General features: G+C 72.9%; 17 protein-coding genes. 10 read left to right on the plus strand and 7 right to left on the minus strand.

Annotated elements, in window-relative coordinates:
- Positions 1-82: 82 nt before the first annotated feature.
- The 7 genes from hisC to ACWD4O_RS07690 form a co-directional block, all read right to left on the minus strand.
- Positions 83-1,138, minus strand: a complete 1,056-nt coding sequence (gene hisC, locus ACWD4O_RS07660; protein ID WP_451278381.1) for a histidinol-phosphate transaminase — start codon at positions 1,136-1,138, stop codon at positions 83-85.
- Positions 1,139-1,161: 23 nt separating this feature from the next.
- Positions 1,162-2,400: an ATP-grasp domain-containing protein gene (locus ACWD4O_RS07665; RefSeq protein ID WP_451278383.1), complete on the minus strand. Its 1,239-nt coding sequence runs from the start codon at positions 2,398-2,400 to the stop codon at positions 1,162-1,164.
- Positions 2,397-3,659: an ATP-grasp domain-containing protein gene (locus ACWD4O_RS07670; protein WP_451278385.1), complete on the minus strand. Its 1,263-nt coding sequence runs from the start codon at positions 3,657-3,659 to the stop codon at positions 2,397-2,399. Before ACWD4O_RS07670 ends, ACWD4O_RS07665 begins: the two co-directional genes overlap by 4 nt.
- Positions 3,656-4,771 (minus strand): hypothetical protein, encoded by a 1,116-nt coding sequence (locus ACWD4O_RS07675; RefSeq protein ID WP_451278387.1) that lies wholly within the window; start codon positions 4,769-4,771, stop codon positions 3,656-3,658. The genes ACWD4O_RS07670 and ACWD4O_RS07675 overlap by 4 nt, the downstream gene beginning before the upstream one ends.
- A gap of 55 nt (positions 4,772-4,826) precedes the next feature.
- On the minus strand, positions 4,827-6,194 hold the full coding sequence (locus ACWD4O_RS07680; RefSeq protein ID WP_451278389.1) for an aldehyde dehydrogenase family protein: 1,368 nt from the start codon (positions 6,192-6,194) through the stop codon (positions 4,827-4,829).
- A 1-nt stretch (position 6,195) separates the two neighbouring features.
- The gene (locus ACWD4O_RS07685) at positions 6,196-7,437 is read right to left on the minus strand and encodes a DUF362 domain-containing protein (protein WP_451278391.1); all 1,242 of its coding nucleotides are present in this window, start codon (positions 7,435-7,437) and stop codon (positions 6,196-6,198) included.
- A 70-nt stretch (positions 7,438-7,507) separates the two neighbouring features.
- Complete coding sequence (locus ACWD4O_RS07690) at positions 7,508-8,173, minus strand: cyclase family protein (protein ID WP_451278534.1); 666 nt, start codon at positions 8,171-8,173, stop codon at positions 7,508-7,510.
- Positions 8,174-8,474: 301 nt separating this feature from the next.
- Between ACWD4O_RS07690 and aroF the strand changes: the two genes are divergently transcribed.
- The 10 genes from aroF to ACWD4O_RS07740 all read left to right on the plus strand — a co-directional run bounded on the left by aroF (position 8,475) and on the right by ACWD4O_RS07740 (position 21,593).
- Positions 8,475-9,524 carry a 3-deoxy-7-phosphoheptulonate synthase gene (aroF, locus tag ACWD4O_RS07695; protein WP_451278536.1) on the plus strand — a complete coding sequence of 350 codons (1,050 nt, stop codon included), beginning with the start codon at positions 8,475-8,477 and terminating at the stop codon, positions 9,522-9,524.
- Between the two features lie 45 nt (positions 9,525-9,569).
- Complete coding sequence (locus tag ACWD4O_RS07700) at positions 9,570-10,736, plus strand: phenazine biosynthesis protein (protein WP_451278393.1); 1,167 nt, start codon at positions 9,570-9,572, stop codon at positions 10,734-10,736.
- Positions 10,737-10,738: 2 nt separating this feature from the next.
- Positions 10,739-12,220, plus strand: a complete 1,482-nt coding sequence (locus tag ACWD4O_RS07705; RefSeq protein WP_451278395.1) for an isochorismate synthase — start codon at positions 10,739-10,741, stop codon at positions 12,218-12,220.
- Between the two features lie 731 nt (positions 12,221-12,951).
- Positions 12,952-13,875 carry an ATP-dependent sacrificial sulfur transferase LarE gene (gene larE, locus ACWD4O_RS07710; protein WP_451278397.1) on the plus strand — a complete coding sequence of 308 codons (924 nt, stop codon included), beginning with the start codon at positions 12,952-12,954 and terminating at the stop codon, positions 13,873-13,875.
- Positions 13,865-14,695 carry a nickel pincer cofactor biosynthesis protein LarB gene (larB, locus tag ACWD4O_RS07715; protein ID WP_451278399.1) on the plus strand — a complete coding sequence of 277 codons (831 nt, stop codon included), beginning with the start codon at positions 13,865-13,867 and terminating at the stop codon, positions 14,693-14,695. Before larE ends, larB begins: the two co-directional genes overlap by 11 nt.
- On the plus strand, positions 14,692-16,038 hold the full coding sequence (gene larC, locus ACWD4O_RS07720) for a nickel pincer cofactor biosynthesis protein LarC (RefSeq protein ID WP_451278401.1): 1,347 nt from the start codon (positions 14,692-14,694) through the stop codon (positions 16,036-16,038). The genes larB and larC overlap by 4 nt, the downstream gene beginning before the upstream one ends.
- Positions 16,035-17,258, plus strand: a complete 1,224-nt coding sequence (locus ACWD4O_RS07725; RefSeq protein WP_451278403.1) for an NAD(P)/FAD-dependent oxidoreductase — start codon at positions 16,035-16,037, stop codon at positions 17,256-17,258. The genes larC and ACWD4O_RS07725 overlap by 4 nt, the downstream gene beginning before the upstream one ends.
- Before the next feature lie 201 nt (positions 17,259-17,459).
- Positions 17,460-18,722: an MFS transporter gene (locus tag ACWD4O_RS07730; RefSeq protein ID WP_358807277.1), complete on the plus strand. Its 1,263-nt coding sequence runs from the start codon at positions 17,460-17,462 to the stop codon at positions 18,720-18,722.
- A 99-nt stretch (positions 18,723-18,821) separates the two neighbouring features.
- Complete coding sequence (locus ACWD4O_RS07735; RefSeq protein ID WP_451278405.1) at positions 18,822-20,201, plus strand: hypothetical protein; 1,380 nt, start codon at positions 18,822-18,824, stop codon at positions 20,199-20,201.
- Positions 20,202-20,807: 606 nt separating this feature from the next.
- The gene (locus tag ACWD4O_RS07740; RefSeq protein ID WP_451278407.1) at positions 20,808-21,593 is read left to right on the plus strand and encodes a response regulator transcription factor; all 786 of its coding nucleotides are present in this window, start codon (positions 20,808-20,810) and stop codon (positions 21,591-21,593) included.
- The last annotated feature ends 220 nt before the right edge of the window (positions 21,594-21,813 follow it).

Genomic DNA, 21,813 nt, shown 5'->3' on the forward strand with positions numbered 1-21,813 from the left:
CAGCGCCGTCGCGCCTGGTCGCGCAGTTCCCCGCGCCCCCGAAGGTCGCTGCCGGACCGCCCGATGACTTCGCCCGATCCGCTCAGATCGGTGAGAAGTCGGCCGCGGCCGCCAGGAACGCGTCGTTCTCCGCTGCCGAGCCGATCGACAGACGTACTCCGTCGCCCGCGTAGGGCCGGACCGCCACGCCCGCCGCGGCGAGGTGCTCGGCGAGGGGGACGGAGCGGTCGCCGAGGGGCAGCCAGAGGAAGTTGGCCTCGCTGACCGGGACCGTCCAGCCCCGGGCCGTCAGCACCGCGCGTACGCGGTCGCGTTCCTTCACCGCGTCCTCTACCCGGGCCATCAGCTCGTCCTTCGCGCGCAGGGCGGCCACGGCCGCGGCCTGGGCGACGCCGTTCACGCTGAAGGGCAGGTACGTTTTGCGGACGGCCGCGATCACCTCGGGGTGCCCGGCCGCGAACCCGACGCGCAGGCCGGCCAGACCGTACGCCTTGGAGAGGGTGCGCAGGACGACGAGATGGGGCCGTCCGGCGAGCAGGGTCAGCCCGTCGGGGGTGTCCGTGTCGCGCACGTACTCACGGTAGGCCTCGTCGAGCACGACCAGGCAGTCGGCGGGGACGCGGTCGAGGAAGGCTTCCAGGGCGGCCCGTCCGACGACGGTGCCGGTCGGGTTGTTCGGGTTGCAGACGAAGACCAGCCGGGTGCGGTCGGTGAGGGCGTCGGCCATCGCTTCGAGATCGTGGACGCCGTCCCTGAGCGGGACCTCGACGGCCGTCGCGCCCGTGAAGCCCGTCAGCAGCGGGTACGCCTCGAAGGACCGCCGGGCGTACAGCACTTCGACGCCGGGCTCCGCGACGGCCGCCAGCAGCATCTGGGTGACGGCGACCGAGCCGCAGCCGACGGCGACGGCGTCCTCGGACAGGCCGAAGGCGCCGGATATCCCGGCGATGAGCTCGGCGCAGCTGTTGTCCGGGTAGCGGTTCACGGTCAGGGCCGCCTCGGCGATCGCCCGGACCACGGCGGGCAGCGGCTCGTCGGCGGACTCGTTGGCGGCGAGCCGGTAGGAGCGGCCGTCGGGCGAGCGTACGGGGCTGCTCGGCCGGTATCCGGCGATCGCGTCGAGCACGGAACGGAACACCGATACTCCTTCCGGTGAGGGGGTCAGGGGGTGATCTCGATGCGGATGTCGTCGGTGGCGAGGCGCTCGCACAGCCGGACGGCCGTGTCGGTGTCGGCGGCCCGGACCGCGACGAAGCCGAGCCGGTCCCAGTTGTCGCGCAGCGGGCGGACGGTGTCCCCCGGGCGTACGGAGACCCGCGCGGTGAGGACCTCGGGGCGGGCCGCGACCTCGTCGACGCCCTTCACCTCCGTGACGGTGCCGGGGTCGCGCACCACGAAGCGGACGCAGGAGGCCGCCACCGGCTGCGGGTCGTCGGGAAGCTCGTCGACCATGCGCACCGGCCAGCCGACGCCCAGGGCGGCGAGGTCGATGCCGTAGGCGGCCCGGACCAGCTCGCCGATGTAGTCGCCGCCGACCCGGTTGTGGGACTCGATCACCACCGGGCCGCGGCTGCCGAGCCGGACCTCGGTGTGGCTGGGGCCGTCGGTGAGGCCCACGGCGGTGAGGAACTCGGTCGCCGCGTCGACGATCTCGGACCGGTCGCCGGGCGGGATGCGGGCCGGCAGGGCGTGGCCGAGTTCGGCGAAGTGCGTCTCGTCCACGAGTTTCTCGGTGACGGCGACGACGACATGGCGGCCGGCGAAGCTGAACGCCTCGACGCTGAACTCGGGCCCGTCGGCGTAGGCCTCCATCAGGAACTCGGTGACCGTGAACAGCGTCGTGACGCGGTCGGTGCGGGTGCCCCGCAGCGCTTCGAGGCGCTCCCAGACGGCGGGCAGTTCCCCGGGGCCGTCCACCCGGACGAGGCCGAAGCCGGCGGTCGTGTCGGTCGGCTTGACGATGAAGGGGTAGCCGACACGGTCGCCGAAGGCGTGGAGCGAGGCGCGGTCGGCGACCCGCTCGCTGGCGACGGTGAGCCGGCTGCCCTGGGCGGCGAGGTGCCTGCGCATCGTCCACTTGTCCCGTAGCCGCCTGCTGACCTCGTAGGAGGTGCCGTCGAAGCCGAACAGGTCGTTGAGCCGGGCGGCGGTGTCCAGACCGCCCTCGGTGAGAGAGACCACGGTGTCGAAGGCCCAGACCTCGCGGGCGGCCTCGGCCAGCGGGCGGACCGTGTCCCACTCGGTGTAGTCGAGCACGAGGAGGGCGTCCACGAGCCCGGTCTGGAAGGAGTTGATCTTCTCCGGGTGCTGGAACAGGACGATGCGCAGGCCGAGTGCGGCAGCCCGCTCGATGTGGGTGTCCGTGCCGCCGATGAGCAGCATGGTGCGGTCCGCGGTCAACGGACGTCTCCTTCCGGGAGGCGGATGTCGTAGAAGCCCTGGCCGTCCAGATAGCGCGTCGTCAGCGCGTCGCGGGCCACGGTGCTGGCGGTCTCGTGGAGCAGGTAGACCCGCAGCGGGAACGTCCAGTCGTCGACGGAGCGGGAGATCGCGGCGCCGGGGCGCACCCGGTACAGGACGTCGTGGAAGCTTTCCAGCGAGCGGAGTTCGGGCATCCTCGGGTAGTCGGCGAGGGTGCCGGCGGCGGGCGAGACCATGTTGACGATGCGGGCGTGCCGGATCACCTCGTAGTCCGTGGCGCAGCGCGCCAGGAACCGTTCGGGGTCGACGCAGGCGTCGACCGTCCAGTCGAGTTGGCTCTCGCCGAGGGCCGCCGCGGTGGGCACATGCACGTCGGCGCCGCAGACCCGGGCGCCCGTCTCGACCAGCCGGGGGCCGTGCGGGGTCAGTTTCAGCTCGGTGTGGGCGGGGCCGTTGCGGATGCCGAGCGCGTCGAGGACCCGGCGGGTGTGCTCGACCAGCAGGTCCTGTTCGGGGCCGCGCGACGGCAGCAGTTCGGCGCCGGCGGGCAGGTCCTGGACGCCGTTGGCGCCGAGGTGGTGCATCTTCCAGAGGTCGCAGACGTGGTGGCGTCCGTCCCGGCTGACGGTGTTCACGATGTACTCGCTGCCGACGAGGTACTCCTGGGCGAGCACGTCGTGGTTGCGCTGGCCGAGGGCGCTGTCGGTGCCGATCAGGGCGTGGTAGGCGGCCCGGACCTGGTCGGCGTCGTTGCAGAAGTGGACGCCGTCGCTGCCCGCGCTGCTGACCGGCTTGAGGACGGCGCGGCCGCCGCCGGTCCGGGTGTACCAGTCGAGGAGGGTGTCGAGGTCGCGGGCGAGGATCTGGTCGACGGCCGGCACGCCTGCCGCCCGGACGGTCTCGATCATCAGGTACTTGTCCCGGCGGGCCCGGCTCAGCAGGGTGCCGTTGGCGGGCAGGCCGAGCTTCTCGCCGATCGCGTCGGCGAGCAGGACCGCGCGTTCCACGCCCGCCAGGAGTGCGACGGGGGCGTGCTCGGCGACGGCGGCGACCGTGTCGGAGACGTCCCCCCGGTGCACGATGTGCGCGGAGAAGTCCGCCGGCCGGTAACTCGCCGCGTACGCCTCGGGGATCTCGGGCGTGCTCTGCACATGGACGCAAGGGACGCCCCGGGCCCGGAACAGCGGTGCCAGACAGCGTGCGCTCGCGTACGCGTCGACGATGACGACCGTGCTCAAGACGGCTTCACCCGCTCCGTGGGCAGCTGCGCGGTGAGGGTGACCGGGTCGCCGAACCGCATGAGGTCCCGGTAGGTCTCCGCCCGGGTGTGCCGCATGGTGCGCAGCGTGGCGATCGCGCTCTCCGCGGACTCGTGTTCCTGGACGATCGAGGAGTCGTCGCCGACGAGCGCGGCGGTGACGATGACATGCCGTTCGATGTCGAGCAGGTCGGCGTCCAGCAGGGCGTCCCGGGCGCGCGCCAACTCGGGGTCCACGGCGGCGAGTTCGGCGAAGGGTTCGGGGCAGACCCGGACGAGGGCGCGCATCGCCTTGCGGTAGGCGCGGTGCTCGGGCTGGGTGCGGCCGGTGAGGGCGACGGGCACGGCGGGCGGCGCCATGGTGGGCCGGACCTCGGCGTCGTAGCAGGGCGCCGACATGTCGCCGGAGTGCATCATGGCCGCGGTGAACCCGCGCACGTACACGACGGCTTCGCGCAGCGCGGCGGTCGCGGCGGGGCGGTCGGCGCCGGAGAGGGCGGTGATCGCACGGGAGACCGCGTCGGCCGCCGCGAGGTTGAGGACGAAGTAGAAGTGGTGGGTGACGATCCACCGGGTCAGCTCGTCCTTGCCCGGCACGTACGGCATCGCCCGCGCGCCCTGTTGCGGGGCGGGCGCGCCGTCGTCCGGGGCCAGGCCCTCCAGGACGTGGCGCATGGCGCGGACCTCGGCGGCCCGGTCGTTGAGGTCGAGCCGGGCTTCGCGCAGGTCGACGAGGGTCCGCGCGATGATCGTCGTCACCTCGGAGACGAGTCGGGCGTCGTCGATCGCCGCCGTCCTGACGCCGAAGTAGTCGTGGTTGGGGACGATCGGCGGCAGGGACGCGACGGCCTCCAGCGGCGGGACGGCGGCCTCGACGGCGAGCCGACTCACCTGGTCGACCGCTTCGTCCAGCGCGGAGCCGAGGGCCTCGCCCGCGCCCTTGGGGTGGAGCAGTGCGCCGTGCAGGCGGGTCAGCGCGGCGGTCGCCTCCTTCAGGGCGCTCTCCACGGCGGCGGCGGGACGGGTGCGGGCCCGCACGAGGTTGTTCTCGGGCAGCACCACGATCGGGATGTCGGGGCATGCGGCAGACACGTGACTCACCTCGAAAGATGTCATGGGCGGTGGGTGGAACCGGCGTCAGGGGACGTCAGGGTGCGGCGAATCCGCGGGCTTCCTTGAGGAACTGGCCGAGGTAGCCGTCGTGCGGCAGGTGGGGGTCCGTCCACCAGTCGCGGACGCGGCCGTGCAGGACGGTGCGGATGCCGGGCGTGTCCAGGGCCTCGCGGACGAGTTCGGCGTCGTCGGTGAGGAGGGTCAGCGCGAGCGAGTCGGAGAGCGGGGCCACTCCGTCGGACGGCCGCCAGGGCGCCACCCAGACGCAGGGGAAGGGCAGTTCGGTGCGCAGGCCGGGGTGGTCCCAGGCGTCCACGCACAGCACGGCGGGCCGCAGGGCGGCCGCGTGCTCGTCGAGGACGGCCAGCGGCTCGTCCGCGTGATGGCGGGCGGTGAGGTCCCTGGCGCCCTGTGCGGCGCGGTCGAGGGTGTCGCGCAGCGCCCGTGCCTCCTTCAGGGGGCGGACCGGCAGGACCGCCGCGTCCTCGGTGACGGGGTGTGCGGGCAGCCGGGCCAGCCGTTCGGCCAGCGCCTCGGCGAGCGCCCGGTGGTCGCCGGAGGTGAGGACCGCGGTGGTGTTGGTGCAGCGCACACCGCCGTCCGCGGCGATCTCCGTCACCAGGTGGTCCAGGGTCTCGTCGTCCACGGGGCCGTCCAGGAGGATCTTGCTGCGGCCGGGGCCGCGGACCAGGACGCGGTCGTTGCCGCGGTGGCGGGCCACGGTGGACTCGCTGCCGTAGACGAGGGCCAGGTCGGTCGCGCCGACCAGGGCGTCGGCGGAGTCGTGCGCCCCGGGCAGCAGGCTGATCCAGTCGGGGTGCAGTCCGGCCGCGAGCAGCGCCTCGACCAGCCGCAGCGGGGTGAACGGGTCGCGGGCGCCGGGCCGGACGGCGACCCGGTAGCCCAGGGCGAGGGCCTGCAGCCATGCGCCGTGGGTGCCGGGGTGGTTGCTCGGCGCGATCACGCCGAGCACCCGGCCGCGGCGGGCCCAGCGGGCGGTGCGGCCGGTGCCGATCGGGGCCTGCCGGCCGACGACCTCGCCGAGCAGCGCGGAGTCGCCCCGCACCCGGGCGAGGGTGCGGCGGGCCACGCGGACGGGGACGCCGGAGGCCAGGGCCTGCGCCCGGCAGTATTCCTCGGGGCTCTGTCCGGCGAGGGTGGCCTCGGCGAACAGCCGCCCCGCCGCGGCGAGGACCGTCAGCCGCTCCTCGCGGGTGGTGCGGGGCGCCTCGCGCATGGCCCGGGCGGTGAGCCTGGTGACCAGGGCGGGGGCCTCGTGGACGGTGGCGAGCGGGGCGCCGTCCACGCCGTGCAGCACGCGGGTGTCCCGCGAGGTGCGCCGTTCGCCGCCCCGCAGCACGGGTATCGAGGGCAGGGAGGTCGTGCAGGAGGACGACGGCATGTCAGACCAGCTCCTCGGGTGCGGGCCAGGACGCCCGTCCGGTGTGGTCCGCGTCCCGGGAGGGGACGCGGAACTGGGTGCGTTCCTGCTCCGTGACGGGACGGCCCATCGCGTAGCGCAGTCCGGCGGTCTGGATCGCCCGCGGCGGGCAGCCCTCCAGGAACACGCCGGCCTCTCGGTGCTCGTACAGGGCGTTGCCGACCAGGACGACCGTGCCGCGCAGCTCGGGCAGCCGCGCCACGGGTCCGGAGACGATCGTCAACTCGCCCGGGTGGGCGAGCAGTTCGTCGCGCAGCAGGTTCATGGCGGCGGCCAGCCAGCGGCGGCAGTCGTCGCAGGCGGTGTCGGCGTGCACATGGATGCCCTCGCGCGGGGGCGTCAGGTCGACGGGGGCGCGCCGCAGCGTGAACGCGACGTCCTCGACCGCGGCGCCCCTGACCTCGACGTCGGCGAGGTCGGCCGGGCCCATGCCGCGCCGGTGGGCGTCGCGGAGGTAGGCCAGTTCCCAGGGCTCGACGCCGGCGACGGCGGCCATCGTGACGTCGAGGGCGACGGCGTTGCGCGAGGCCGCGACCAGACCGACCTCGCGGACCTCGCCCGCCATCGGGTAGTTGCCCTCGATGACGGTGATGGCATCGCAGACCACCAGATGCTGCGGGCGCAGCAGGTTGAGGTCGACGAGGGCCTCCTCGACCCCGGCCATGTGCACGATGCGCGTGGTGAAGCCCGGGAGCAGGCCGACCAGGTTCTTCATGGCGTTGGTGAGGACCACGCTGGAGTGGGTGCGCAGTTGGGGGGCGCCGATGAACCAGTCGCAGTCCACGACGAGGTCGGGGACGGCGATCGGCACCCGCAGCGAGGTGGCGCCCGGTATCTGCACGATGCGCAGCGGCCGGTCGTCGAAGCTGACGATCTGCGCGTACCGGTGGAGGGGATGGCCGTCGAGGATCTCCTTGAGCACATGGGTGCGTTCCGCGACGAAGACCTCGGCGCCGCGCGCGGACGCCCGGCGGGCCAGCGCGAGCAGCAGCTCCGGGCTGGTGCGGAAGCCCGGTTTGCGCTGGAACATATTGGGTTTGACGACGACGCGGTCGCCCTTGCCGACGTCCCGCAACGGGTCGCCGAGCAGGTCCAGCACCTCTTCGACCGCGCTGTCGACCGCCGCGGCGGCAGCGGCCGGACCGACTGTGCCGAGGGCGACGGGCGTGGGGCCGGTCTCCCTGGCGACTGGCTGGGCTCTCATGGCAACTCCTCTACCGGGACCCCTGTCTGACGGTGCGTCCGATAGGGGTCCCGGGCCGTCGGACGGAAGATCAGACCGGCCAGCCCTCGAAGACGACGGCGCGGACGGGGGCGGCCTCGACGCCGGCGATCTTGATCGGCAGGGCCATCAGCTGGACGACCGGACTGGAGATCCGGTCCAGGTTCTGGATGTTCTCCAGCAGCGGGATGCCGGCGCCCAGCAGCCGCAGATGGACCTGGCCGCTGCGGTCGTCGGGGCGTTCGGTGATGCAGTCCATGCCGACGAGACGGGCGCCGTTGTCCACCATCCACTCGGCGGCGGAGAGCGTGAGGTAGGGCGGCTTGTCCCAGTAGTCCTCGCGGCCCAGATAGCGGTTGGGGTGGTCGGTGCGCACCAGCAGCCGGTCGCCGGGCCGCCAGACGTCGCGCAGCGCCTTCTCGAGGTCCTCGCCCGTCACCGGGTCGAGGTCGCGCTTGTCGGAGAGGTCGGCCACGCAGGCGCGGCCCACGAACGTCTCCAGCGGGACCTCGTCGATCTTCTCGCGGTCCGCGTAGAAGTGGTAGCCCGACTCCACATGCGAACCGTTGTGCGGGAATATCTGAAGATCCGAGAAGGTCCGGCCCACGCCGGCCGGGTCGGTTTCCGGAGACATGGCCTTCCGGATTCCGAAGTCCGGATACCAGGGGGCGTCATAGGAGGGCATGCCCTCGTGCCAACCCTGGCTGATATCAATCATCTTCACGATCTACTCCATTGCTCGACCGGCGGGATGCTCACCGCTGGGCTGAGGCGGCTCGGTCATCAGAGCATCGGCGGTCGGTGCGCGGCAATGAAAGTCGATGATCTTGTCATTATCCTGCCACCCACGTGCTTCCCTCCCCCGATCATGGCTAGCCTTCCGGCGAAGGTCGCTTCAGTGGACGAGTCCGCACCAGCACATCTGCGGGCCATGGACCGGAAACCGCTCGCATTCGAGTCCGGACCGGTGGAATTTCCCGCACGACAGCCCACTTGGAAGGTGCTACATGATCGTGGCAATGCGTCCGCGGGCCACCCGCGAACAGCTGGAATCCGTCATCGACATTATCCGGGACCATGGCCCGAACCCGGTTACCACCACGACGGCGGATACCACGATCCTCATCACCGAGGAAAGCGGCACGCCGGAACTCGCGGCGGCCGTCGAGAATTCACCCGGCGTCGACCGGGTGGTCATCGTCCCCGGTGCGCAGCGCCTCACCAGCCGGGTGTTCCGCGCGGAGGACACCCGGGTGAAGGTCGGGCCGGCCGGCGAGGCCGTGTTCGGCGGGCCGGAGTTCGTGGTGATCGCCGGCCCCTGCGCGGTCGAGGGCGAGAAGCAGATGGACGCCGTGGCGGACGCGGTGGTGGCGGCCGGCGCGGTCGTGCTGCGCGGCGGCGCGTTCAAGCCCCGGACCTCGCCCTACAGCTTCCAGGGACTGGGCGTCGCCGGCCTCGCGCTGCTCGCCGAACAGCGTCGGCGCACCGGACTGCCGGTGGTCACGGAGGTCGTCACCCCGGGCGATGTCGAGGTGGTCGCCGAGGAGAGCGACATGCTCCAGATCGGCACGCGGAACATGCAGAACTTCGATCTGCTGCGCGCGGCCGGGGAATCGGGGCGGCCGGTGCTGCTCAAGCGGGGAATGTCCGCCACGGTCGAGGAATGGCTGCTCGCGGCCGAATACATCATGCACATGGGAAACAACGACATCGTGCTCTGCGAGCGGGGAATTCGCAGTTACGACCGGAGCACTCGGTTCACCCTGGACCTGGGTGCGGTGGCCGTGGCGAAAAGGCTCACGCATTTGCCGGTCATAGTCGACCCGAGCCACAGCACCGGACATCCGCACCTCGTCGGACCGATGTCCCTGGCCGCGGCTTCATGCGGCGCCGACGGTCTGATCATCGATGTGCACACCGACGCCGAAAACGCGAAATGCGACGGCGCACAGGCGCTCGACGAGGAGCAGTTCACCACCCTCATGCGCCGGTTGAAGCCCGTCGTGGAGGCCGTGGAACGGACGCTTTCGACACCGCGTTCGCATTCCCATTCCCTGGCCGAGGTCTGAACCGAGCACCCGCCCAAGGCCGAACCGCCTCTTTCTGGAGAGAACATGGCGCACCACGCAGTCGATCACCCGTTCACCACCGGCCTCACCTCCGGCCTCGTCTCCGAAGCGGAATTCGTTCCCGCGGCAATGCGCTGGCATTTCTCCCCGGCCACCGGCTCCCCTTACTGGCTGAAGCGGGCCGCGGAGCTGGACTTCGATCCGCTGACCGACGTGCGCACCTGGGCGGACCTCGCCCGCTTCCCGGACGTCAGCGAGGAATGGCGGGACATACCCGTGGACGCCCTCGTCCCGGTCGGCGCGAGCCAGGACGCCTGGGACTTCCAGGTGTTCGACAGCGGCGGCACCACCGGGCGGCCCAAGCGCATCGTGGAGTCGACGTCACGGCGCGGCGGCGTGCGCTGGGTGAGCGAGGTCCTCGCCGAGCACGGGGTGCCCGGCGAGGGCGAGGGGCAGTGGCTGCACCTCGGCCCTACCGGCCCGCACATCGTGGGCCGCTCGGTGGGACTGCTGGCCCAACTGCGCCGCACCTTCTGCCACTTCATCGACTTCGACCCGCGCTGGGTCAAGGCCTGCGTCAAGCAGGGGCGCGGGGAGGAGGCGGGCCGCTATGTGAAGCACATCCTGGCGCAGGCACGGGACGTCCTGGCCACCCAGCCCGTGTCGGTGCTGTTCGCGACCCCGCCGGTGCTGGAGGCCCTGGCCGCCGACGAACGGCTGCTGGACCTCGTCCGGCTCAAGGTGCGCGGGATCGTCTGGGCGGGCACCAGCGTCAGCCCCGAGACCCTGCGCGTCCTCGAGGAGGAGGTGTTCCCGCAGGCCGCCCTCGTCGGGCTGTACGGGAACACGATGATGGGCATCGCCCCCCAACGCCCGAAGAGCGGCGGCGGCGGTGACGGTGGCGGTGACGGTGGCGGTGGCGGTGGCGGTGGCGGCGAACGGGAGGCCCACTCCTGCGTGTTCGTGCCGTACCACCCCTTCAGCCGGGTGCAGGTCGTCGACCCCGAGGACACCGTGACGCCGGTCGGGTACGGCGAGCGCGGCCAGGCCAGGGTCAGCCTGGTCTCCCGGGACCTGCTGCTGCCGTGGACGCTGGAGCGCGACTCCGTGATCCGCGTCGAGCCGACGTCGGCGTACCCGCAGGACGGACTGGCCGATGTGCGCCCGCTCGTCGCCCAGGGCGGCCCGGCCGCGGTGGAAGGGGTGTACTGAGCATGCCGTCGACCTCCGCGCCCACGGCCGCCGTCGAGCGGCTCGGCCGCACCGACCTCGGCAGCCTGGTCGCCACCTGCGCACGGGCGCTCGCCGAGGCCCGCCGGCTGCACCGTCCGGTCCTGGCCAGCTGGGCCAGGCCGCTGGAGCTCGCCGACCCCGTCGCGGTCTGGAGCCGGGCCCGGCGCAGCACACAGCGCTCGTTCCTGTGGCAGTCGCCGTGGGACGACGGCTCGGTCCTCGCGCTCGGGTCCGCCCGCGATCTGCGCGGGCGCGGCGAGCGCCGTATCGCCTCGGTCCGGGCGGGCTGGCAGAGCCTCGTCCGCGATCTGGTCACCGGCGGCGTCACCGTGCCCGGACTCCCGTCCGGCGCCGGTCCGCTGGCGATCGGCGGCTTCTCCTTCCGGCCCGAGAGCCCCTACGAGATGGGACGGCTCCCCGACGCGCTGATGTGGGTGCCCGCGCTGCAGATCCGCAGCGCGGTCCCCGCCCCCGGCGCCGAGGACCGGCCCGTCGCGGCCGAACTGCGCCTGAACGCCGTGCTGTTGCACGACAGCGACCCCGAGCAGGTGGCGGGCGGCCTGCTGCACCTCGCCAACCTGTGCCTGGCGCCGGAGACCGACGCCCGCGCCCCGCACGAGACCTCGCTACGCACCTGCGACACCACGGAACTGCCATCCTCCGCCGACTGGAAGCGGCTCGTGAGCCGGGCCACCGACCGGATGCACGCGGGCGAGTTCGAGAAGGTCGTGCTCGCCCGTGAGGTACGGGTCGCCGCCTCCGCGCCCTTCGACGTGCCGGCCGCGGTGGACCGGCTGCGCGGCGCCAACCCCGGCACGACGCTCTTCGCGGTCGACCACGAGGAGTACACCTTCCTCGGCGCCACCCCGGAGTACCTCGTCCGGGTCGCCGACCGCACGGTGCACGCGCTGGGCCTGGCCGGCACCGTGCCCCGCGGCACGACCGCGGAGCAGGACGCGGCCCTGGAACGCGAGTTGGTCGACAGCGCCAAGATCCGGCACGAGCACGACGTCGTCGTCCGGATGCTCCGCGCCGCGCTGGGCGCCTCCTGCGCCGACGTCACGGCCGAGACCCCGCCCCGCGTGGTCCGGCTGGCCAACGTCCAGCATCTGTCCACGAAGGTCCGCGGCGAGCTGGCCCGGGACTCGACGGCGGGCATCCTCGACTTCGTCGAGCGGCTCCATCCGACGCCGGCCCTCGGCGGCCATCCCCGCGAGGAGGCGCTGCGCTGGCTCGCCGACCACGAGGGGCTCGACCGCAGCTGGTACGCGGGCGTGGTCGGCTGGGCCGACGCCGCCGGCCAGGGCCAGTTCGCGGTGGCCATCCGCTCCGCCCTGCTCGACGGCACCTCCGCCTCGCTGTACGCGGGCTGCGGCCTGGTGGCCGACTCCGACCCCGAGGCCGAGTACGCGGAGACCTGCGCGAAGTTGCGCCCCATGATGTCCGCCCTCGGAATCGAGTGACCCCCATGCCACCGACCCCCACGACATCAACGCCGTCCGCAGCTCCGGCCCTGCCGCGGCCGGCCCCGGCCCCGCCGCGGGAGAGCCTCACCCCGCACGAGCCCCTGGCCCCGGGCGAGCCCCTCGCCCCGCACGAGACCCTGGCCCCGGGCGAGCCCCTCACCCCGCAGGAGCCGCTCGCACCGGCCGAGCCGCCCACCGCGCGACCCGACACACCGAACCGCCGCCCGACCACACCGAGCCCGATCACGACGGCAGCCACGGCCACTCCGACCCCGCCACACGGGGGGCCTGCCCCAGGCAACGGGCCTGCCCCCGGCGAGAGGCCTGACCCGGGTGGGAGGTCTGACCCGGGCGAGAGGCCTGACCCGGGCGGGAGGCCTGACCCGGGCAAGGGGCCCGCCCCTCGACCCGACACACCGAACCGCCGCCCGACCACACCGAGCCCGATCACGGCGGCAGCCACGGCCACTCCGACCCCGCCGCACGGGGGGCCTGCCCCAGGCAACGGGCCTGCTCCCGGCGAGAGGCCCGCCCCTCGACCCGACGCACCCAACCGCCGACGCACCGCACCGAGCCCGAGCCCGACGGCAGCCTCGGCCACGCCGGCCCCGCCACACGAGAGGCCTGCCCCGGGCGAGAGGCCTGCCCCCGGCAACGGGCCTGCCCCCGGCGGGAGGCCTGACCCGGGTGGGAGGTCTGACCCGGGCAAGGGGCCTGACCCCGGCGAGGTGCTCGTCGCTCGGCTGGGCGTGTTGCGGCGGCGGCTGGGCGAGCTGGGGTCGGTCGTGGTGGCGTTCTCCGGTGGGGTGGACTCCTCGCTGTTGCTGGCGGCAGCCGTCCGCGCGCTCGGTCCCGGGCGGGTGCTCGCCGCCACGGGCGACTCCGCGAGCCTGTCGCGGCGGGAGCGGAGCGCCGTCCGGGACATCACACGGCAGCTCGGCGCGGAGCACGTCTTCGTGACCACCCACGAGCTGGAGAGCGCCGGATATCGCGAGAACTCCCGGGCCCGCTGCTGGTTCTGCAAGGACGAACTGGTCCGGCGGCTGCTGGAGCTGGCCGCCGCGCGCGGTCTCGCCCATGTCGCCACCGGCACCAACGCCGACGACCTGGCCGACCGGTTCCGGCCCGGCATCCAGGCGGCGGCCGGCCACGGCGCCGTCACCCCGCTGGCCGACGCAGGTCTGACCAAGGATCAGGTCCGGGCGGCCGGTCGGGAGTGGTCCCTGCCGACCTGGGACAAACCCGCCTCGCCCTGTCTGTCCAGCCGGGTCGCCTACGGCCTGACCATCACCCGGGAACGCCTGGCCCGGGTCGACGCCGCCGAGCAGGCACTGCGCGAGAGTCTGCGCCGCGCCGGAGTCGACAGCTACGACCTGCGGGTCCGCGACCTCGGCGACAACGCGCTGATCCAGGTCGACCGGTCGGCCGTCCCCGAGGTCACGGCCTGCCGGGAGGCCCTGGACGCGGTACGGCGGACCGGGTTCGCCTCCGTCGAGGTGGACCCGCGCGGATTCCGCTCGGGCTCCCTGAACGAGACCGACGACGACAACAAGCACGAGGACGACAAGCGCGACGGCAACGACCACGACGACAGCGATGACAACGGCAGCGATGACGACGAAACCGGGGAGCGGCCCAGCCATGGATCGTGACGAAGTCCGAGCCCTGTTGCAGCGTGTGTCCGCGGGCGCGGAGACCGCCGAGGAGGCCCTGCGCACCCTCGTGCGGGGCCCGCTCGCGGGCGGCGCCGCCGGGAGCGGCGTCAAGGATCTCGGGTTCGCCCGTCTGGACACGCACCGCGCCCTGCGCACGGGCGACCCGGAAGTGGTCTACGGCGCGGGGAAGACGGCCGGGCAGACGGTCGCCCTGCTGACGGAGCTGGCCCGGCAGCCGGGCGGCCGTTCCGTCCTGGCGACCCGGCTGCCCGACGCGTCGCTGGACGCGGTCGCCGCCGCGTTCCCGGCCGCGCGCGTCGACCGGGAGGCCCGGTGCGCCGCCGTGGGCGGGGAGCCACCGGAGCGCCGGGGCCGGGTGCTGGTGGTCTCGGCGGGCACGTCGGACGAGCCGGTGGCCCGGGAAGCGGCCTTCGTGGCAGCCGAGTTCGGCTGCGCGACGGGCATCGTGCGGGACGTCGGCGTGGCCGGCCTGCACCGGCTCCTCGCGGTGCGGGACGAACTGGACGCCGCGGACTGTCTGATCGTCGTCGCCGGCATGGACGGCGCGCTGCCGAGCGTGGTGGCCGGGCTGGTCGGCAGCCCCGTGCTCGCGGTGCCGACCAGCGTCGGGTACGGCGCTTCCTTCGGCGGCGTCGCGCCCCTGCTCACCATGCTCAACTCCTGCGGTCCCGGCGTGCTGGTGAGCAACATCGACAACGGCTTCGGAGCGGCGGTCGCGGCGGCGCGGATGACCCGCCGCCGCACGCCGCGAACGGCATGCGCGGAAGCCGATCTGCCGGTCGGGGCGGCTTCGTGAGCGCGCCGACGCACGCCTGGTTCGACTGCTCGGCGGGCGCCGCCGGGGACATGCTCCTGGGCGCGCTGCTCGACGCCGGAGCGTCGCTGACGGCGGTCCGCGAAGCGGTCGAGGCCATCGCGCCCGGCAGTGTCCGGCTCCGGGTGGAGAGCGTCCGGCGATGCGGTCTCGCGGCCACGAAGGCGCACGTCGACACCGTCGCGGACCCGCCGCACCGCACCTGGCGGTCGATCCGCGCGCTGCTGGCGAAGGCCTCGCTCCCCGAACCCGTACGGGACCGGGCGCAGTCCGTCTTCGCGTCGCTCGCGCGGGCCGAGGCCGCGGTGCACGGGGTGGCCGCCGAGGAGGTCCACTTCCACGAGGTGGGCGCGCTCGACGCGATAGCCGACGTGGTCGGCGTGTGCGCGGCCTTCCACGACCTGGGCATCGCCACGGCGACGGCGACGCCGCTCGTGCTGGGCAGCGGGCGCACCCGGGCCGCGCACGGCGAGCTGTCCGTGCCCGCGCCGGCCGTGCTGCGGCTGCTGGCCGACCACGGGGCGCCGGCCGAGTCCGGCCGTTTCCCCCAGGAGATGTGCACACCGACCGGGGCGGCGCTCGTCCTCTCGCTCTGCTCGGCCTGGGGCCAGATGCCCTCGCTGCACATACGCGGCACCGGAACGGGGGCCGGCACGCGCGACCTTCCCGACGTCGCCAACGTGGTGCGGGTGGTCCTGGGCACCGTCCCGCAGAAGCCGCCGACCGAAACGGAGCTGCCGCCCGGGGCGGCGGCCGAGGCCGAAGCCGAAGCCGAAGCCGAAGCCATGATCGAGGCCGTGGTCGTCGAGGCGAACGTCGACGATCTGGACCCGCGGCTGTGGCCACAGGTCCTGGCCCGGTTGCTGGCTCTGGGGGCGTCCGACGCCTGGCTCACTCCCATCCTGATGAAGAAGGGACGGCCCGCCCACACGCTCTCCGTCCTGTGCACACCGGCGTCCCTGCCGGCCGTACGGGAGTCGATGGTCCGCGAGACGTCGACCATCGGCACCCGCGAACACCGGGTGGGAAAAAGCGAGTTGGCGCGCGAGACGAGGAAGGCCGACGTGGACGGCGTCCCGGTCCGGGTCAAGATCGCCCGGCTGCGGGGGCACGTCGTCAACGTCCAGCCGGAGTACGAGGACGTGGCCGACGCGGCACAGCAGCTCGGCATCCCGCTCAAGACGGCGCTGGCACGGTCGACAGCCGCGGCCGAAAGCCTGGCGAGCGAGCTGACACCCGGCCCGGCGAGCGGCCCTGCGAGCGGACTGGCGAGCGGGCTGGCGAGCGGGCTGGTCGAGGACGACAAAAGGGCGGCTGGTCGATGAAGCATGTGATCGTGGTCGGCGGCGGGCTCGCGGGCCTGAGCACCGTGGAGGCGCTGCGGGCCCAGGGGTACCAGGGCGAGCTGACCCTGCTCGGGGCCGAGCCCCACGAGCCGTACGACCGGCCGCCGTTGACGAAAGAGGTCCTGGCGGGCGACGCCGACGACCCGACGCTGCCCGCCGACTGGGAACGGCTCGGCTGCCGGCTGCGGCTCGGGATGCGGGCCGAGGGGCTGCGGCTGCACGACGGCCGGCCCGGGGGCGTGGTCCGGACGGCGACCGGCGCCCTGGAGTTCGACGCGCTGGTGATCGCGACGGGTGCGACGCCGGTCCGGCTGCCCGGCGCGGGGCCCCAGCACGTCGTCCGCAGCCTGGACGACGCGCGGGTGGTCCGGGCCGCGCTGTGCGAAGGCGCGCGGGTGGTGGTCGTCGGGGCCGGCTGGATCGGCGCCGAGGTGGCGACCGTGGCGGCCGCGAAGGGCTGCCGGGTGACGGTGCTGGAGTCCGCGGACACCCCGCTGGCCGAGGTGGTCGGCCCGGAGATCGGCGCGCTGACGGCCGCCTGGTACGCCGAGGCGGGAGTCGAGCTGCACTGCGGGGTGCGGGTCGCGTCGGTGGACCACGGCGGAGTGACCCTGGCCGACGGCCGGTTCGTGCCGGCCGACACGGTCGTCGTCGGGGTGGGCGTCCGGCCGGAGGTCGACTGGCTGGCCGGGTCCGGGCTCCCCGTGGAACGCGGGGTGGTGGTCGACGGCTCGATGCGGACGGCCCGGCCCGAGGTGGTGGCGGTGGGCGACTGCGCGGCCTGGTGGTCGCACCGCTACGGGCGCCGACTGCTGGTCGAGCACTGGGACTCGGCGCTCAACGCCCCCAAGGTGGCGGCCGCTTCACTGCTCGGCGGGGACGCCGTCTACGACCCGGCGCCGTACTTCTGGTCGCAGCAGTTCGGGCGGACGGTGCAGTACGCGGGTCATCACTCGGCGCCGGAACGGATGGTGTTCCGCTCCTCCGCCGACGGCGCCGGCTGGGCGGCCCTCTGGCTGGACGGGGACCGGCTGGAGGCGATCCTGACCGTCGACCGCCCCCGCGACATGGTCCAGGGCCGCCGCCTGATCGCCGACGGCGCCGCCCTCGACGTCACCCTGCTCCCCGACCCGGACGTCCCCCTACGCGACACAGCCCACCCCCGAACCACCCCGTCCTACGGCAGCCCACGCCCATGACCCACCTCCAACCTCCGCCGCACGGCACGCACGCCCACCAGCCCCACCGGCCCGCACCCGCCCCCTGGGGCCCACGTCCACGCCCACGCCCGATGCCCACGCCCACGCCCGACGCCCATGTCCCACGCCCGCGACCCACGCCTGTGCCCACGGAGCGCCCGGTGCGGCGGACGCCCCCTGACACGCCCCCTCTGGAGACCCATGTCTTTCCTTCGCCCCCATTTCCCGGGTGAACGGGCCCTCATCACCGGCATTGCCATCGACGCGACCGGCTCCGGTCTGTACGTCCCCTTCAGCCTGGTCTTCTTCCACCACGTCACCGGGCTGTCGTTGCCGGTCATCGGGCTGGTGCTGACCATCACGGGGCTGATCGCCATCGGCGCGGTGCCGGTGGCCGGCGTCGCCGTGGACCGGTTCGGCGCCCGAAGAGTGCAGTTGTTCCTGTACGTGCTGCGCGGCGCCAGCTTCGCCTGTTTCCCGCTCGCCGCGCATCTGCCGACCTTCGCCGTGCTGGCGCTGCTCACCGCGATCGGCACCCGGGCCTTCCCCGCGGTGCTGCAGGCGAGGATCGCCGAACTCGTCGAGGGCACGGACCGGGACCGGATGCAGGCACTGCAACGCAGCCTCGGCAACGCCGGGCTCGGCGCGGGCACCCTGATCGCGTCGATCCTCATCGCGGTGGGCGGCGACACCGGCTACGTCATCGCGGCCTTCGTCAACGCGGGCAGCTTCTTCCTGGCCGCGCTGCTGGCGCTGCGGACCCCGCCGAGCCCCGTGGTGAGCGCCAAGGCCCGCGCGGAGAACCCCGGCTCCTACCGGCTCGTCGGCCGGGACCGGCCCTTCGTGACCCTGGTCTTCGCCAACTTCCTGGTGGCGCTGGGCTACACCTCCCTGACCGTGCTGCTGCCCATCTACAGCACCGACTGGCTGCACATGCCCGAGGGTCTGACCGGTACCGCGTTCCTCGTCAACACGGTCATCTGCGCCACCCTCGGCGTTCCGGTCGGCGCGCTGGTGCGGACCCGGTTCAGCACCCGCAGCCGGGCCGCGGCGGGCGGGGCGGCGATGTTCGTGGTCGCCTTCCTGGGGCAGGCCGCGCTCGGCACGTTCCGCCCGGAGCACGTCTCGCTGGCGCTGGCCGGGGTCATCGCGTGCGTGCTCGTCATGACCGCCGGCGAGCTGGTGCACAGTCCGGCCTCGGGCGCGCTGTCCCAGGCGGCCGCCCCGCCGGAGATGCGCGGCCGCTACATGGCCGCCTTCCAGCTGTCCTGGACCCTGGCCTACGCCCTCACGCCCAGCCTGCTGACCTCCCTCCTCACCGTCGACGGCCGGCTGCCCTGGCTGCTGCTGGCGGCGGCCGCGCTGCTGGGCGGGGTGCTGATGATGCGCGTGGAGCGTTCGCTTCCCGACGACGTCGTCCGCTACCCGCGTCCCGCCCCGAGCAAGCCGGTCACCGCGGCCTGACCGCCGACCGGAGCACCGCCGACCGGAGCATCGCCGGCAGGAACACCTCCGACAGAAACACAGAAACATCGCCCACCGACCACCAGAAGAGAGGTTTCCGTGGATCGCGTCTCCCTCACCGCCGAGTACCTGAGCAAGCTGGAGAAAAGCAATCTGAAGTCGAGCGAACTGCTGGGAGCGCTGCCGGAGAACAAGATTCTCAACAGCGACAAGCCGGGCGGCAAGGGCAAGTGGCTCGCGCGTCCGATGTTCCTCGGCGGCGCCGAACTCGCGCGGCTCACCGACGACCTGGACAACCTGCTGACCGCGTTGTCCAGTCTCCCCGACCGCCTTTTCGACGGCGATTTCGCCGCGTTCGCCCGTGCGGTGGGCCTGAACGAAGAGCAGGTGTCCGCAGTTCTCCTGGGAAGGGGCGCCTCGATGACGCGCCAGTCCCGCGCGGACATGATTTGCGACAGTTCCGGATTCAAGCTTTTGGAACTGAATATGGGCAGCACCATCGGCGGCGCGGAAAACGTCGACGTCTGCCGCGAGCTGCTCGCACACCCGGCGCTCGCCGAGTTCGCCGAGCGGCACGGACTGGGTTTCGTGGACTCACTGCGCGAGCAGGTGAACAACGTCCTCGCGGAAAGCGGTTTCAGCGCGGACGACCGTCCGGTGGTCGCACTGACCGAGCAGCCGGGCTGTTTCGAGGACGAGGTCCGGTACATGACGGCCCTCTGCGAACGTTGGCGTGAATTCGGCCTGTTGGCCGAACCCTGTCACCTCGGGCAGTTGGAGCTCCGCGACGACCGGGTCTGGCTCGGCGGGAAGCCCGTGGACATCGTCGTGCGGACGTTCCTCATCCGGGACATGGAGTCCCCCGAGGTACGCGCGCTCGCCGAGGCGGTCTTCGCGGCGGCGAACCGCGGCGAGGTCGCGATCTTCACGGCCATGGACACCTCGGCGTACGCCAGCAAGGGCGCCCTGGCGATGCTCTCGGACGAGCGCAACCGCGATCTGTTCGGCGCCGCCGAGCTGGCGAGCATGGACCGCATCCTGCCGTGGACCCGGATGGTCCGCCCCGGCACGGTCACCCTGGAGAGCGGCGAGCGCGTCGACCTGCTGGAGTACGCGGCCGCCCACCAGCGGGAGCTGGTGCTCAAGCCGACCTCCCTGTCGGGCGGCCGGGGCGTGGTGCTCGGCTGGGCCGACGACGTCACCCCGCAGCGCTGGCGCGAGCAGCTCACCGCCGCGCTCGGCAAGCCGTTCGTCCTCCAGCGCCGAGTTCGCGCCGAACTGGAGCAGCTCCCCGACGGCGACGGCGAGCTGCGACCGTTCCGGCCGGTCTGGGGCGTGTTCACCGGCGCCAACGGGTTCGCGGGGGCGAGCGTCCGCGCCATCCCGGAGACGGTCGGGGACGTCGTGGTCAACGTGTCGAACGGGGCGCACGTCGGTGCCGTCCTGCACCAGAAGGCGGAGCCCGCCGCGGCCCGTTAGGGCAGACCCCAGGAGAGGAGACCCGCCGCGCCCGCTTTCGCTCCCCGGCCCGGGAGCGAAAAGCGGGCGCTCGGTGCACCGAATGCTTTCCCGTCCCGCAACGGCAAATAATCCACCCATAAACAAGTGCCCCTCGCACCTATCCTGTTCCCTCAAGAGAGGCCATATCTTGGGCTGTATTTCTACGTCGTCCCACGACTCCGGTACGGTTAAGATGGACTTGAACGGGACTGCATCTTCTGAGTAATTGAACCAGAATCCGGGCGACACCCCACAGCGCACGACCACCATGAGTCACACCTGTCACGGTGTGAGCCTCACCACCTGATATTCGCCGGTCGAACACGCTACGCTCACGCCCGATCTGACGGCGACAAACATCGCAATCGATCACATGACAACCAAACGGCCGCCCAGTCCAGACCAATGGGCGACCACGACGGGGGGAATGTCATGCAGGCGGTTCGCTGGCATGAACAAGTTCATGCCGGTCAACGCGCGTTGACCGGCCAGACCACGACACAATTGATCAGCATCTGCGCACCGGCACTGGCGTGCGAGGTATTGCGCCAGACACTCTCGGAACTTCCGATTCCGCGCCGGAGTGTGCACCTGACGGGCCGTTTCGCCGCCGAGGCGATCAACCGGCCCGATTCGGACCTCGCCCGATTCGCGTGCGGGCAGACCCTCGGGCGCAGTCACGGGCTACGGCTGCTGCTGCCCCAGACCGACATGCCGGGGCCGGAGACCCACTCCCGCCTGACCCGACTCACCGCCGAGGGGACGCAGATCCGCGTCTCGTCGGGCTCGCTGCCCAACCTGGCGCTGCTGGCCAGAGAGGTCGCCCTGGTGGAGACCGCGGCCGGCCAGGACGGCCGGCCGCAGATCGTCGTCGTCCGCCGCGAGGCCACCGACGCGCTGTACCAGTTCCAGCAGACCCTGTGGGAGCACGCCGCGGAGCTGATGCAGCCCCGGCGCGGCGCCCGCCCGGTACGGCTGGACGAAGCGCAGACGCAGGTCCTGCGCATGCTCGGCAGCGGTATGAAGGACGACACGGCGGCCCGGCAGATGAACGTCTCCGTCCGCACCTACCGGCGGCATGTGGCCGCGATCCTGAAGACCCTGGGCGTCAACACCCGCTTCGAAGCAGGCCTGAAGGCCGCGGAACTGGGGCTGCTGACCCAGCGTCGGGTCCCGTCACAGGGCACCGGACCGGGGGCCGGGGCGGGGGCCGGGGCGAGCAACGGCCCGGGCCGGGGATCCGGTTGCGGACCCGGTGGCAGATCCGCCGACGGTTCGGACGGTCGTTCCAGCAGCCGATCCAGCGGCCGATCCGATGGCCGATCCGATGGCAGGTTCCTGCCGACTCTCCTGACCGAGGACGCTTGTTGAACGTCCCGGACGAGCGGACCGGCTCAGCGGAGCACACCGGCGCGGCGGAGTCGTAGACCTCGCCGGTGTCGCCCCCGGCGCGGCCGGGGGCGACACCGGTGGTTCCCGACTTCAGGCACTGCCTGTGTTCTTGGAACCGTTCACCCCGTTTTCACGTACCTCTGTACGATCACCGCACGCGAGGCGGCGCGCCGAGACGGAGGGGGCGGAAATGGACGAC

The sequence above is a fragment of the Streptomyces sp. NPDC002623 genome, assembly GCF_053592635.1.

Excerpts from the sequence above, each read along its gene's own strand:
- aroF (WP_451278536.1), top strand. The coding sequence starts at position 8,475 with ATGCGTCCGCGGGCCACCCGCGAACAGCTGGAATCCGTCATCGACATT.
- ACWD4O_RS07700 (WP_451278393.1), top strand. The coding sequence starts at position 9,570 with ATGGCGCACCACGCAGTCGATCACCCGTTCACCACCGGCCTCACCTCC.
- ACWD4O_RS07690 (WP_451278534.1), bottom strand. The coding sequence starts at position 8,173 with ATGATTGATATCAGCCAGGGTTGGCACGAGGGCATGCCCTCCTATGAC.
- ACWD4O_RS07705 (WP_451278395.1), top strand. The coding sequence starts at position 10,739 with ATGCCGTCGACCTCCGCGCCCACGGCCGCCGTCGAGCGGCTCGGCCGC.
- larB (WP_451278399.1), top strand. The coding sequence starts at position 13,865 with ATGGATCGTGACGAAGTCCGAGCCCTGTTGCAGCGTGTGTCCGCGGGC.
- ACWD4O_RS07730 (WP_358807277.1), top strand. The coding sequence starts at position 17,460 with ATGTCTTTCCTTCGCCCCCATTTCCCGGGTGAACGGGCCCTCATCACC.
- ACWD4O_RS07680 (WP_451278389.1), bottom strand. The coding sequence starts at position 6,194 with ATGCCGTCGTCCTCCTGCACGACCTCCCTGCCCTCGATACCCGTGCTG.
- ACWD4O_RS07725 (WP_451278403.1), top strand. The coding sequence starts at position 16,035 with ATGAAGCATGTGATCGTGGTCGGCGGCGGGCTCGCGGGCCTGAGCACC.
- ACWD4O_RS07685 (WP_451278391.1), bottom strand. The coding sequence starts at position 7,437 with ATGAGAGCCCAGCCAGTCGCCAGGGAGACCGGCCCCACGCCCGTCGCC.